Below are 12,801 nucleotides of genomic sequence, written 5' to 3' on the forward strand. Positions count from 1 at the left end.
CCTGCAGCATTTACTGTCGCCGTAACGGCTAAAGTGGCACTTGCTCCATTAGCAAGATTACCAATCGTCCAGTCCGGTGCCGACCAAGTTCCTGCTGACGGTACAGCGCTCACAAAAGTATAACCGGCAGGAAGCACGTCATTAACCGTAACTCCCGTTGCATTTAATGGCCCTGCGTTTGAGGCTGTGATCGTAAAAGTAATGTTCTCCCCTACTTTTGGATTAATTTTATTGACTGTTTTTACAACGCTGAGATCACTATAACAATCTTCTGTTTCTAAATCTTTTGTGGTCACAGAAGTTCCTCCACAATCTGAAACAACCGAATACTGTACTTTGATGATACCTACACCGGTAAAAGTCAATGTATTTCCCGATAAAGTTCCAGGGCCGCTGACAATAGACAAGGTACCACCTGCTGGTGTAGGTGTTAATTCTACTGATGAACCGGAGCAATATTTTGTAGTTGGTCCAGTTCCTGCTGAAACAGGCAGAATAGCCGGAATAGATTCTACTCCGCATATCTGTACTGCCGCCGTATTAAAATTAAATATTGATTCCGCTGAGTCGGTATTTGTACCATCTCCCATACTTCCTCTGATTCGATGTCCTGCATAACCAAATTTGGTATCGCATTTTCTCACGACCATAGTCGTATGTCCTCCTGTTTCAACAGCTAAAATATTGTCTGCAGCTGCAATTCCTCCGGGCATAGCAGGATTTGAAGGATCTGTCGACAGCGCTAAGAGTGAATTGTTATTTTGTCCAAATGCATAAAGATTGTTCGTGTTGTTGATAATATTTACAGCAGCATACTGATCATCATGCTCCTGCGGACTAACCCATTTCACGTTATTCATTAACGGATTTCCTGCAGAAGGGTAACGAGGCTGAACCCACGACTGTCTATCTGTTGTGCTTAGATCTCCTAATTGTCTGTTACTATTTTCTCCTAAACCATATAGATTTCCATCAGTTGCTAAAACATAATAAGAATGATTACTTGTAGCTATATTTACTGTAGCACCAATCATTTTGGGTGTAATCCCAGCCGGTAAAGTCATTTTTGCCGCCAATGGCTGTGCTGCAACTATAGGCGTGTTGTTTCCAACATATATATTGTTACCCCAATTATATACAGTTCCATCTGATTTTAAAGCCATTAAACTTCCAGCTGCACCTCTACAAGCAACAACATCACTTAAAAAAGGGTTACCGGGATCATTTGTAGTGACTCTGTACCAAGTTGTTGCATTTCCTGTCGCTCCATTTCCTCTAACATTTGCATTTTGCGAAATAACCCAGACATCACCGCTGCAGGTAGTAATGGCTAATGTTTGATACGTTGCAAACAACATCTTAACATCACCCGGATTTACCCCGGCCGGAAGTCCATTGGCATTTCCTCCAATAGATATTTTCTGAAATGTGGTATTTGTTGTAAGTGAGGCATCTAGTACAACTCCTCGCGCTGACCATGCATAAAGACCATTTGTTGCCAAAATAATTCCCTGCACAGTTGTAGCTGATTTACTTCCAAGAGCTGCTTTCAAAGGTACAGCAGTCCCTAAAGCGGGATAATTAGCTGCATTTATAGTAAGCGGTGCTAATAAATCGGCCAAACCGTTATTCCCCATATCTTCTCCCCATACCTCAAGAGCTCCGCTTGAAGTTCTTACAATTGTACTATGAAAAGACGATACAAAATTATCATACTCGATAGTTGCCGCATTATTATTTGAATTAGCTCCAAAATTTGATAAGTCGGTATTGGAACATCCAACCGGCGGTGACGAACACTGACCATAAGATTCAATTCCTAAAAAAAACAATATGAAAAATAGAACTAAAAAATGTCTAAAATTCGGTATGAGTCTGGTTTTTAAGTAATTTTTTATCATAAATAACTCAATTAGTTTATTATTTGTTGAAGATTGAATGACTGTACCTCATCATTAAAATCATAAAAATCAAACATGAGGTAGCTTTCTTTATCCACTCTTCCGGATATTTTATATTTAAATACCTGAGTTCCATTTTTAATTTCAATTGTTCCGTTTACAGGTTGTGCCAGAAGTGAAGTACCTACTCCTGTAATTAAAAGTTCGGGCGCTTTAACCTCATTGGCTGTTTTCCCCTGAATATTTATTTTTCCCGGAACGCTTACAATTAGATTGTCGTAATTTATTCCTCTTCTTATTTTTTGAGAAAATCCTATTTTAGAGAAATCAAAAGACAATTTCACTGGATTTACTTTTACAATAATCTTTTTAGGAAAAGCAGGATGGTTACATCCCTCATCGTGTTTTTTTGTTTCGGAAAATTGGATTTCATACTCCCCGGCATACTGGAATATATAATCATTGATTTCACTACCGTTGAGTGTAACCCCAATCCCTTCTTTCGAATTTGTAATATTCCATCTTGCTGAAGTCTCAATCGATCCAAAATCAATTTTATCTCCAAAAGAAATTATCCTGTAGTATCCTGCTGGGTTACTATCAGGAAAATTCCCGCTGTTGAATTTGTTTTGAGCCATTATTGTATAACTTACCATAGTTAAAATGGAAAACAAAAAGTTTCTGATTACGTACATGTTTGAACTTTTAGGTTTTGAATTAAATAAATGAGTGTTTTTTGAGTCATCTCATGTTGAAATGACTCCTGTAGAATTTTTCATGCAAAGCTGGATATTTACATTCAAAAAAAATATCACTACTCTTTCTCGATTACGTAATAGGGAAATTATTTGCTCAACAACAAAAACTAAATACTTTAAATCCAAATACTTACAACTACAACAAATAGTAGTAAGGCTAAAGCTGGCCTCTTTAAAAATGGTTAAAATGCCGTAAAAAGTGTTTTTTTTAATGAAGAAAACAATTTGGGAACTGCATGTAAAATTTTTAGTTGTACAAACGACAACCCACAATCTGGTTCATTTAAGGAAGTATTCTCAGCTCAATATGTTTTCTAATGCCGGCATCTTAGGATTAAACATCAAAGGCTGCATCAATTAACAGGAAGTATCTTTCTTATAGGAGTTTACACAAAAAAATCAGAGAGAATATTTTACGTTTTGCGCAATTAGACAAAAAACTAAACCATATATCTGCTATCCTTTTATACTTTTGTGTCAAATTTTTTTGATAAATGCTGAACAAAAAATCAAAGTCAGATTCTGTTTTTTCAGAGTCGAAAAGGTTCAGACAAAAATCAAACAAATTAAAATCTTCCGACAAAAAATAGAATCATACGCAATCGAACAAAGCTGCAAATTTGAACAGAAATAAAATCGCAGGACTTTTTAACAATAAATAGTCTAAAACGTTTTTTGTTTTCTTTCTCAAATAATATCTTTCCGCTGCGTATTTTATTTGCATAAAGCCTGCTTGATTAATATTAAAATGCGAGACTAATATTCAAAGCAGTGTATAATCCGCCTTTACTATATTTTATACTCTTATGAATTTTAAATTAGTGCTTTTACTTGTTAGTTTATCCCCTTTTAGTTCTTTTTCCCAAGACTCTGAATACGATAAAATATATGCTGAAACTTCACAGGTTTTATTGACTTCGAACCCTAAACAAGCATTAAAAAATACAGATTACCTCTATAAGATTTCGAAAAACAATACAGAACGGATTAATACTTATATGCTGCGGGCAAAACTGCTTAGGCAATATGATATCAATAAGGAAGCCATACATTCTTTGGTAAAAGCAGACAGTTTAGCTAAAATTGATAAAAACCATGCTATGCGTGCCCGTATCAATGGATTTTTATCGACTCTTTATCGTGAGATAGGCGTTCCAAGTATTGGGAGTTCTTACTTAAAACAAGCCGTTAATTCAAGTAAAAAAATAGAGGACAAAGGTGCGCTGTACCGTTTTTTTGGTAATTTATGCCAGGAATTGGCTTATTATGAAATGTATAATCATAATTATGCCAAAGCCAATACCTATTTATTAAAAGGAGATAAATTCTTTTCGAATGCAGGGCCAGAAATTGATAAATCTTTTCATCTGGCTGTTAACAACGAAATAATTGCTAAAAATTACCTTGCGCTTCACCAAATTGATTCTTCACTATTTTTTTATGAAAAAGCACAGAAACAACTAAGTGCGTCGCAATCTCCGGACAGCCCTTTGAAAGGTTTTATTTATAACGGATTAGGGAATATTTACACGGGAATGGGAAATTATGAAACGGCTCTTACCAACTACACAGAAGCACTAAAAATAGCCGAATCATCAAAGTTTTACACCCTTCGTCATGAAGTATACAGTGCAATGCTTGAATATTATAAGAAAACCAAAAATAACAAGATGTACATTGCCTACAATGAAGATTATCTAAAGATGATAGAATCTGAAGAAGGCAACAGAAAAGCCATTGCTGATAATCTTATTGCGCTGCTTACTGAAAAAGCAAAAGTAAGTCATTCTAAATATCAGCAGAAAGTTTTTATTATTGTCGGAGTTTCCCTTTTGATTATTCTAATTATTGCCGGAATATATTATTACAAGAGAAAACAGGATTATAAAAAATTCAAAGATTATATTATCAAAAAGGATGAAAAGCTTCATACAGCAATAACAAATCCAGAAAAAGACATCGAAGAGAAAAAGGAAGCACAGAAAGATTATATGTCGCAGGAAACAGAAGAAAGTATCTTAAAAAGCATACGGGAATTTGAACGTGGTGAATATTATCTGGGAAAAGAACTTTCGCTGAATGTAATGGCTGCCGAATTGGGAATCAATCACCGTTACTTGTCGTATGTAATCAACAAGCATAAAGAGAAAGATTTTGCGAGTTATATAAACGAACTTAGGATTAATTATATCGTAGACTGCCTAAGAGCTGATCCTGCTTTACTGCGTTATAAAATCAGTTATCTTGCAGACAAATGTGGTTTTTCATCTCACAGCCGCTTTACCATTACCTTTAAAAAAGTAACGGGAGTATCTCCACTTACATTTATTACGTACTTAAAAGAAGAAGCTAAAGAAAAAGATATTCCGGCGGCAAGCTAAATAAACGATTTTCAAATTTATATTACAGACAATCCATTTTGTATTGTCTTTGAGAATTATCTGAAATAAAAAAAAGTAACAGCAATTTAATACTGTTACTTTTTATCTTTTATATAGAAACTAAAGTGACTTACTTTTAAAAACAGTTAATTTTTCTCTTGTCATATCTTCTATTGTATACGAAATACCTCCCATCCCCAGACCTGAAGAATCCCTGCCTCCAAACGGCATCCAATCTACCCTAAATGCAGTATTGTCATTGATCATGACTGCAGTTGCGTTTAGTTTTTTGGCTGTATCTAAAGCTGCATCAATGTTTTTTGTAAAAACAGCGGCCTGAAAATGAACATTCAATGCATTTGCTCTTTTTATGGCTTCTTCCCTATTTTTAAAAGGATATACGCAAACCACGGGACCAAAAATTTCATTGGTCGATACTTTAGAACCTTCTGAAGGATCAAACAAAATGGTAGGTTCAAAACAAGTATCCGAAATTCTTTTACCGCCTGTAATTAATCTAGCGCCTTCGGCAACAGCTTCGTTAACCCATTCTTCAACACGATCAACTTCTTTGGGTGTAATCAGGGAACCAACATCTGTGGTTTTATCAAACGGATTACCTACAATCAATTTATCCACTGCCTCAGAAAATTGTTTAATAAAGCGATCACTAATTTCCTGATTAACGTAAACTTTCTGTACAGAAACACAAACCTGCCCTGCGTGATAAAAACCTCCTTTTACCAAATCTGGAATCATTTCGGTAAAATCGGCATCACTTTCTACAATTACCGGCGCCGCGCCTCCGTGTTCTAAGGCGCATCTGGTTCCGGCAGCCAATTTACTTTTTAAATACCAGCCTACTTTCGCCGAGCCAATAAAGGTTAAAAAATGGATTCTGGGATCTGTAACTAACAATTCAGCTGTTTCATTATCACACAAAACGATCTGCAGCCATCCGTTGGGTAAACCCGCTTCCTTTAAAATAGCCGCTAATGCAATACCTGATAACGGCGTATTGCTTGAGGGCTTAAATATAACCGGACAACCTGCGGCAACAGCAGTAGCAACCTGGTGCACCGCTAAATTTAATGGATGATTAAAAGCACTAACAGCAGCAACCACTCCAATGGGTTCTTTTGAAGTAAAAGCAATTCTGTTTACTGATGCTTCTGTAAGTCCCATCGGGATTTGTTCTCCTTTTAGCTGCGATATATGCTCCGCCGCTAGTTTTACGCCTTTTATTGCTCTAAGTATTTCTGCTTTCGAATCTTTATACGGTTTTCCTCCTTCACTTATAGCGATATGAATCAGTTCTTCGCTTCTGTCGTTCATTATGACAGCTGCTTTTTCTAATATTTCAATTCTTTTATAAGCAGGAATCCAATTCGGCTGATCGTTAAACAATTGCTCAGCAGTAACCAATATATCTTCAATCTCGTTTTTATTTAGCAGCGGTAATTCTTTTACAATACTTTGATCGTATGGGAATCGTATTTGTGTGGTACTTTCCATAAATATTATTTTTTAACAGGCAGACTTAAAAAACACTCTTATTTTTAAGTCAATCTCTCTTTTATTTGTTCCTTAAATTTAACTCAAAAAATCGATGATTACAACCTCTTGCTCCATAATGTAGAAAGATGAAGGATTATTTAGGAAAATAACTTCCCTTTATAACCAGCTTTACAGATCCTATCATAACAGAAAGCGTTACAATATTCATTAAAATAAAAACTGTTAAAGCCAGCCCATTAATATTTGAATTAACAGCTGTAAAAGCAGATAATCCCTGCGATAATGTCGCAATTCCGAAAGTATACGCCCAATATCCGGGAGCAAAAGCCTGCTGCTTCAGCCATTTTAATGAGAAAGTTAAAGCTGCGAGAATAAATAAAGCATATCCCATTAAAGCGTATGCGAACGGTAAATTAAATCCTGAACCCGATAACCCCAGATATGCTGTAAATAAAACTACTGAAGGTGCCATGTAAATACCCATAAAATTTCTGGTTCTAACTGATAGTCCCCCAACAGTTAACTGCTGCATAATTACAGAATCCATAATAATCCAGGAGATAGTTCCTATTCCTAAAAGTGTAAAACCATAACTGATATATCCAAAAACTCCAGCTGCGAGTGCATTTACCATAATGCTTGCTGTATAGGTTAGAAACAAGGAAGGCGTTACGTGTTCAGCAGGACGCTCCTGAGTCCACATTTGTGAGAGTTTGAATGCACCGTAAAGTAAGTTCAGCACAGAACCAATCCAAAATATACTAATGGCAAAATTTTGATTGTAGGTATGAATGGCTAATGCTACTAAAATAATAGATTCCGGAATCAAAGCGATAAAAGAGGATTGAACAGGGTCTTTCAGTTCGCTGACCGCAGCAGTCTTGTGGCTGATCCATTTATTTATATAGACTGTAATCCACCATACAAAAGAAATGACTGCCAGAATCTCAAAAAATTCACCAATAAAAACAGGGAGCTTCCAGATTACAGAGGCATTCCGCCATGCATTACCAGTTTCCGCCAGACCAAGCGTCATGGCAAAAAATGAAACGGGTGCTAAAGGCAGTGAAAATTTGTTTATTATACTTGTGTTAGATTCTGATTTTGAAATTACTTTGTCCATATTTAAGATTTTTAATTTAACTTTACGCAAAATTATACTGAAATAACACAATTATATCAGTAAAATAATTCGTTAATTTAGTACTATCTTGTAATGGGAAACAGTAAAAATCTACATCAGCCTTTCGAAATTGTTTTCAAAAACATAACTGATTCGCTTACAACCGAAGTAGGGAATAATTTTTTTGAATTGTTATATGTACTTTCTGGTACTGGTGTTCAAATTATCAATGAAAACAAACTGTCATTTCAACCGGGACATCTTTTTTTAATTACTCCAGAAGATTCGCATTCATTAGAAATAAGCAGTCCGTCAGCTGTTTTTATATTACGATTTAATAATATTTATATAAAGAACAGTCCTTTCAGCTCCAATAGCATTTATAAACTTGAGTATATATTGCAGCACGCCAATCATATGCCCGGCTGTATTTTAAAAAAGCAAACGGACAAAAATCTGGTTCGTCCCATTGTTGAAGCATTACTTCATGAATACAACAATAATCATCTGTACAATACTGAATTAGTACAATTACTTATTAATACTCTGATTGTACTGATTGCGAGAAATATTTCAGAATTCTTCCCACAAACCATTACGAAACAATCTGATAATAAATCGCATGCGATGCTCGAATATATTCAAAACAATATTTATCAGCCCGAAAACTTAAGTGTAAGCATCATGAGTAAAGAATTTGGAATTTCAGAACGGTATTTAGGCCGGTATTTTAAAAACCAAACAAATGAAACGCTGCAAGATTATATTTCGAAATACCGCATAAAACTCGTAGAAAACAGACTTCTTTATAGTGATTTTCGTGTTGGAGAAATTGCTATGGAACTTGGGTTTAATGACGAAAGCCACCTCAACAAAATATTTAAAAAACACAATGGAACTTCTCCATCCAATTTTAGGAAAACAGCAAAACAGCGAAGCACCTCAGCAGAAGCACTTTCTAATTGAATTTTGATTCATTACTCTTAAAATATATACATTAAAGCATCTTAGCATTTTTTTGAATTACTGCTATTAATATAAGGCAGACTCCCAGCCATTGTTTCATAGCAACCTGCTCATCGAGTAAAAAATGTGCAAATAAAACTGCCACAGGAATTTCAAGTGAAGTAAGAATAGCTCCAAGTCCCATTCCTGTTAAGGGCATGCCTTTAGTAAATAATATAGGAGGCAGTATTGTACCAAATACTGAAATTAGAATACCCCAGCTTAAGAAAATACCAAAAGAAAATCCCTTTAGAAGAGAAGAACCAAATACAATAAGAACAATAATAAAACCTCCGCTTACCATTAAAAAGCTTCTTTTGATGGGTAGAAGATCCAGTTCGATGTTGTTTGATGAATAAATTGTAGCGGTATAAGATAATGCCCCCAGAATGCCCCAGCCGGCTCCTTTCCAATTAATTTGATTATAGTGATTCCATACATCCGTTGCGATGGTGGTTCCAAAAATGATTATTACAACCGTAATTATTTCATAGAACTGGGGCTTCTTCTGCTTTTGTATCATCTCTGCTACAAGACTCATCCAAACAGCCTGAACAAGAAGTACAATGCAAATACTCACGGGTATATATTGTACAGACATATAATAAAAGATACTTGTTAGTCCCAGTGAAGTTCCGGAAATGATTAGTTTTAGGTAACTCCTTACACCATTGGCAGTTCTCCTTTCAACCGATGATGATTTTCGGGAAATAACATTAATTATAAGCAATGTCAGAAAGCCCAGGAAAAACTGGGATATTGTTACCTCAGCAGTGTTATAGCCATCCCGGTAAGCCAACTTAACAAAAGTTCCCAGCATTCCGTAACAACAGGCTGCTAATATTAAGTACAAGCTTCCTTTCAAGGTATTGATATTTGCCTTCATTTTTTTAAATACAAAATTAGCGGGGTTTGGTAAGCATATCATATACCAATTCAAATAAAACACTGGATCCAGTTTGTCTTTATCCCAGCTATGATATCGGTCATTCACTTACTATTCCAATTTCATCTGGGTCCTATAGTTTGGCAAATCTGGGGTAAATTAAAAACATTCACTATAAATACCTTTGCCAATAATAATTACATAAATTAAAAATCATGGATGATAAATTTAAGATCCCGCAGCTGCTGCTAAGATATGCACTGGGGATAACGTTCCTAACTCCGGTTTCTGACAGATTAGGTCTTCTTGGTGCCGCTGGTACCGGAAATATTGAATGGGGTAACTGGCAGAATTTTATTGATTACACAACTACCCTTATGCCGGTTTTTGACAGGCCAATTGTGAATATTCTTGGAGGTATTGCCACAATCGCTGAATTATTTATTGGAATCTTTTTGATTATTGGGTTTAAGACTAAATGGTCAGCTAGAGCGGCATCACTTCTTACCCTGACTTTTATTGTCTTTATGACACTTTCAGTAGGAATTCAAAAGCCAGTAAACTATGGTGTATTTACTGCCAGTGCGGCGAGCCTGCTTCTTTCATTTATTCCAAATTATAAATGGAGCTTAGATAATCTTCTTGCGGAAAAATAATCTTCCTCCCGAATAAAATCTCTTGTACAATGAAAATAGAAGATGTAATAAAATCCGAAGTCATAGTATCAATAAATAAAAAAGTTTTATTGAATATATTATACACGCAGCATATTCTTAGTGATGGCCTGAGTAAAATATTAAAATCTTACAGCCTCTCTCATGAACAATTTGGAGTTTTGGTTTTATTAAAAGACTTAAACGGAAAATGTGCAAACATGTATATGATACAGCAAAAAATGGCTTCCAAAACAAGCAATACAACCCGTCTTGTAGACAAATTACTTCTTAAAGGACTTGTAACCAGAGAAACCTGCAGTGAAAACCGCCGGAAAATAGAAATATCAATTACCCAAAAAGGGCTTTTTATACTTAACAAAACAGAGCCCAAAATACAAGCTTATGAAACAAAGCTTGCTGATAATTTGTCTTTATATGAGATAGAAGATCTCAACCGACTATTAGAAAAATACAGAACGATCAACAACAAATAAATAATTAAAAAATGAAAACACGTATTAAAATCGATCAGACAGAACCGGCAGGATACAAAGCAATTCTTGGTCTTGAAAGTTTTATAGAAAGCACTCCACTGACCAAAACACATAAAGATTTGATAAAGATCAGAGCTTCGCAGATAAACGCTTGTGCATTCTGCATAGACATGCATACTAAAGAAGCCCGTAAAGCCGGTGAAACTGAACAGCGTATTTATGCACTCAATGCATGGCGCGACACTCCCTTTTTTACAACTGATGAACGTGCAATTCTGGCCCTTACGGAAGAAGTTACACTTATCAGCGGACACGTAAAAGACGAAACCTATCAAGCTGCCTTAGAAATATTGGGAGAAACCTATCTTGCGCAGGTTATATTGTCCATTATAACAATAAACGCCTGGAACAGAATTGGAATCACTACACAGCTCGTCCCTGCATAAAAAAATACCTCAAAAATTAAAAAAGCTGCTCCGTTTTTCATTTCGGGCAGCTTTTCTATTTGCAAAAAACGCTTACTATTTTTCTTATAGTTACAGTAGAAAATAATAAATTTACTAAATCGCCTGAGAATATATTCAATCTAAAATAATTGATATGCTTCCTTATAAATCACTAATACAGCTTAATAGAGATTCTAACGTTTCCCTGTATGTACAATTGTGCAATAATTTTATTCAGCTCATTACCAATGGCACCTTAAAACCTTCGGATATTCTGCCAAGCACAAGAGTACTTTCGGAATTAACAGGTATCAGCCGCAATACGGTGAAAGTTGCATACGAAGAGCTTATGAGCCAGGGCTGGGCAGAATCTGTTGAACGTAAAGGAATATTTGTACTTTCTAAGCTTCCTGAGCTTTCAGAAAAAAGAAAGCAGACTTCTATAATACCTTTAAAAGACCAAACAGAATCCTTTATCTGGAATAATCCTTTTTCAAAAACATTTGCCGCTGAAGATTTTCAAAAATCAATTTTAACAATCGATGACGGTTTCCCTGATGTACGTCTTACGCCGGTAGACCTACTTATGCGCGAATACAGAAGTATCTCTAAAAGATTTTACGGTAAAAACTTTCTGAAATATGGTGATCCCAAAGGTTCAGAACATCTGCGTATAGCATTGTGCCGTTATCTTTCTGAAACTAGAGGTCTTGCTGTAACTCCCGAAAACATAATCATTACAAAGGGAAGTCAAATGGGTATTTATCTTGCCACACAATTATTACTTACACCTGGAGATAAAATTGCGGTTGGATCCTCGAATTACCGTTCTGCCGATGACATATTTAAGCACACGGGAGCGTCTCTTTTAAGAATACCTGTTGACGAAAATGGAATGGACATAGATAATCTAACAGATATATTACAGAAACAAAAGATTAAAGCCGTTTACATAATTCCACATCATCACTTTCCCACAACCGTTACCATGAGTATGGATAGAAGACTGAAACTTCTTAAACTAGCAGAAGAGTATGGTTTTGCGGTAATCGAAGACGATTATGATTATGATTTTCATTATAACAACAAACCATACGTACCACTGGCCAGCATTGATCATAACCGTAACGTTATTTACATTGGCTCTATCACTAAGACCTTTGCCCCTGCACTTCGTATAGGATTTTTAATTTCAAGCAGCCAGTTTACAAATGCCTGTGCTTCTTTGCGCCAGCTGATCGATAAACAAGGGGATTCTTTACTGGAAGAAGCTTTCTCATCTCTTTACGATACCGGTGAAATGGAAAGACATTTTCGTAAATCTATTAAAATATACAAACAGAGAAGAGATCTTTTCTGTGAGATTCTTGAGGCCAATTTTAGAGACGCAATCACTTTTAAAATACCTGAAGGAGGATTAGCAGTATGGTCTTTATTTGATAAAAAAATAAATTTAAAAGAATTGGCCGTGCGAGCAGAAAAGAAAGGATTAAAAATTCCGGATGGTACATTTTATAACAATGAAGTTTTTAAACCCAATGGTCTGAGGCTGGGCTTTGCTTCCATTAATGAAAAAGAAATCGAACATTCACTTTCTATTCTCCAACAAATTATCTAAAAATAAAATCCAGCT

12 protein-coding genes are annotated in these 12,801 nt (G+C 35.6%); 7 read left to right on the plus strand and 5 right to left on the minus strand.

Annotation, left to right across the window (positions count from 1 at the left end; translation table 11 throughout):
• Positions 1 to 1,901 (minus strand): DUF11 domain-containing protein (locus tag BKM63_RS19080; protein ID WP_123907095.1); only part of this gene is annotated, 1,901 nt, incomplete at its 3' end.
• 11 nt (positions 1,902 to 1,912) lie between these two features.
• On the minus strand, positions 1,913 to 2,596 hold the full coding sequence (locus BKM63_RS19085; protein WP_123907096.1) for a hypothetical protein: 684 nt from the start codon (positions 2,594 to 2,596) through the stop codon (positions 1,913 to 1,915).
• Between the two features lie 274 nt (positions 2,597 to 2,870).
• On the opposite strand from BKM63_RS19085, the gene BKM63_RS23690 reads away from it, so the two are divergent.
• Together BKM63_RS23690 and BKM63_RS19090 are read left to right on the plus strand one after the other, a co-directional pair.
• Entirely contained in the window at positions 2,871 to 3,020 is a 150-nt protein-coding gene (locus tag BKM63_RS23690) for a hypothetical protein (RefSeq protein WP_165608788.1), read from the plus strand.
• A gap of 445 nt (positions 3,021 to 3,465) precedes the next feature.
• On the plus strand, positions 3,466 to 5,040 hold the full coding sequence (locus BKM63_RS19090; protein WP_071638181.1) for a helix-turn-helix domain-containing protein: 1,575 nt from the start codon (positions 3,466 to 3,468) through the stop codon (positions 5,038 to 5,040).
• A gap of 120 nt (positions 5,041 to 5,160) precedes the next feature.
• On the opposite strand, the gene BKM63_RS19095 is transcribed toward BKM63_RS19090, so the two are convergent.
• Positions 5,161 to 6,555 (minus strand): aldehyde dehydrogenase family protein, encoded by a 1,395-nt coding sequence (locus BKM63_RS19095; protein ID WP_071638182.1) that lies wholly within the window; start codon positions 6,553 to 6,555, stop codon positions 5,161 to 5,163.
• Positions 6,556 to 6,691: 136 nt separating this feature from the next.
• Positions 6,692 to 7,681, minus strand: a complete 990-nt coding sequence (locus BKM63_RS19100; protein WP_071638183.1) for a hypothetical protein — start codon at positions 7,679 to 7,681, stop codon at positions 6,692 to 6,694.
• 93 nt (positions 7,682 to 7,774) lie between these two features.
• Between BKM63_RS19100 and BKM63_RS19105 the strand changes: the two genes are divergently transcribed.
• On the plus strand, positions 7,775 to 8,647 hold the full coding sequence (locus BKM63_RS19105) for an AraC family transcriptional regulator (protein WP_071638184.1): 873 nt from the start codon (positions 7,775 to 7,777) through the stop codon (positions 8,645 to 8,647).
• A gap of 31 nt (positions 8,648 to 8,678) precedes the next feature.
• Here the strand turns inward: BKM63_RS19105 and BKM63_RS19110 are convergent, their stop codons facing one another.
• Positions 8,679 to 9,572: an EamA family transporter gene (locus tag BKM63_RS19110; protein WP_071638483.1), complete on the minus strand. Its 894-nt coding sequence runs from the start codon at positions 9,570 to 9,572 to the stop codon at positions 8,679 to 8,681.
• A 215-nt stretch (positions 9,573 to 9,787) separates the two neighbouring features.
• Between BKM63_RS19110 and BKM63_RS19115 the strand changes: the two genes are divergently transcribed.
• The 4 genes from BKM63_RS19115 (at position 9,788) to BKM63_RS19130 (ending at position 12,786) form a co-directional block, all read left to right on the plus strand.
• Positions 9,788 to 10,228, plus strand: a complete 441-nt coding sequence (locus BKM63_RS19115) for a DoxX family protein (RefSeq protein ID WP_071638185.1) — start codon at positions 9,788 to 9,790, stop codon at positions 10,226 to 10,228.
• A gap of 29 nt (positions 10,229 to 10,257) precedes the next feature.
• The gene (locus BKM63_RS19120) at positions 10,258 to 10,722 is read left to right on the plus strand and encodes a MarR family winged helix-turn-helix transcriptional regulator (protein ID WP_071638186.1); all 465 of its coding nucleotides are present in this window, start codon (positions 10,258 to 10,260) and stop codon (positions 10,720 to 10,722) included.
• Positions 10,723 to 10,733: 11 nt separating this feature from the next.
• Positions 10,734 to 11,168 carry a carboxymuconolactone decarboxylase family protein gene (locus BKM63_RS19125; RefSeq protein ID WP_071638187.1) on the plus strand — a complete coding sequence of 145 codons (435 nt, stop codon included), beginning with the start codon at positions 10,734 to 10,736 and terminating at the stop codon, positions 11,166 to 11,168.
• Positions 11,169 to 11,322: 154 nt separating this feature from the next.
• Positions 11,323 to 12,786: a PLP-dependent aminotransferase family protein gene (locus BKM63_RS19130; RefSeq protein WP_071638188.1), complete on the plus strand. Its 1,464-nt coding sequence runs from the start codon at positions 11,323 to 11,325 to the stop codon at positions 12,784 to 12,786.
• Positions 12,787 to 12,801: the final 15 nt, after the last annotated feature.

It is taken from the genome of Flavobacterium johnsoniae, from assembly GCF_001879205.1.
GTDB classification, from domain to species: domain Bacteria; phylum Bacteroidota; class Bacteroidia; order Flavobacteriales; family Flavobacteriaceae; genus Flavobacterium; species Flavobacterium johnsoniae_A.

Excerpts from the sequence above, each read along its gene's own strand:
- BKM63_RS19125 (WP_071638187.1), top strand. The coding sequence starts at position 10,734 with ATGAAAACACGTATTAAAATCGATCAGACAGAACCGGCAGGATACAAA.
- BKM63_RS19115 (WP_071638185.1), top strand. The coding sequence starts at position 9,788 with ATGGATGATAAATTTAAGATCCCGCAGCTGCTGCTAAGATATGCACTG.
- BKM63_RS19100 (WP_071638183.1), bottom strand. The coding sequence starts at position 7,681 with ATGGACAAAGTAATTTCAAAATCAGAATCTAACACAAGTATAATAAAC.
- BKM63_RS23690 (WP_165608788.1), top strand. The coding sequence starts at position 2,871 with ATGAAGAAAACAATTTGGGAACTGCATGTAAAATTTTTAGTTGTACAA.
- BKM63_RS19085 (WP_123907096.1), bottom strand. The coding sequence starts at position 2,596 with ATGTACGTAATCAGAAACTTTTTGTTTTCCATTTTAACTATGGTAAGT.
- BKM63_RS19090 (WP_071638181.1), top strand. The coding sequence starts at position 3,466 with ATGAATTTTAAATTAGTGCTTTTACTTGTTAGTTTATCCCCTTTTAGT.
- BKM63_RS19130 (WP_071638188.1), top strand. The coding sequence starts at position 11,323 with ATGCTTCCTTATAAATCACTAATACAGCTTAATAGAGATTCTAACGTT.
- BKM63_RS19095 (WP_071638182.1), bottom strand. The coding sequence starts at position 6,555 with ATGGAAAGTACCACACAAATACGATTCCCATACGATCAAAGTATTGTA.
- BKM63_RS19105 (WP_071638184.1), top strand. The coding sequence starts at position 7,775 with ATGGGAAACAGTAAAAATCTACATCAGCCTTTCGAAATTGTTTTCAAA.
- BKM63_RS19110 (WP_071638483.1), bottom strand. The coding sequence starts at position 9,572 with ATGAAGGCAAATATCAATACCTTGAAAGGAAGCTTGTACTTAATATTA.
- BKM63_RS19120 (WP_071638186.1), top strand. The coding sequence starts at position 10,258 with ATGAAAATAGAAGATGTAATAAAATCCGAAGTCATAGTATCAATAAAT.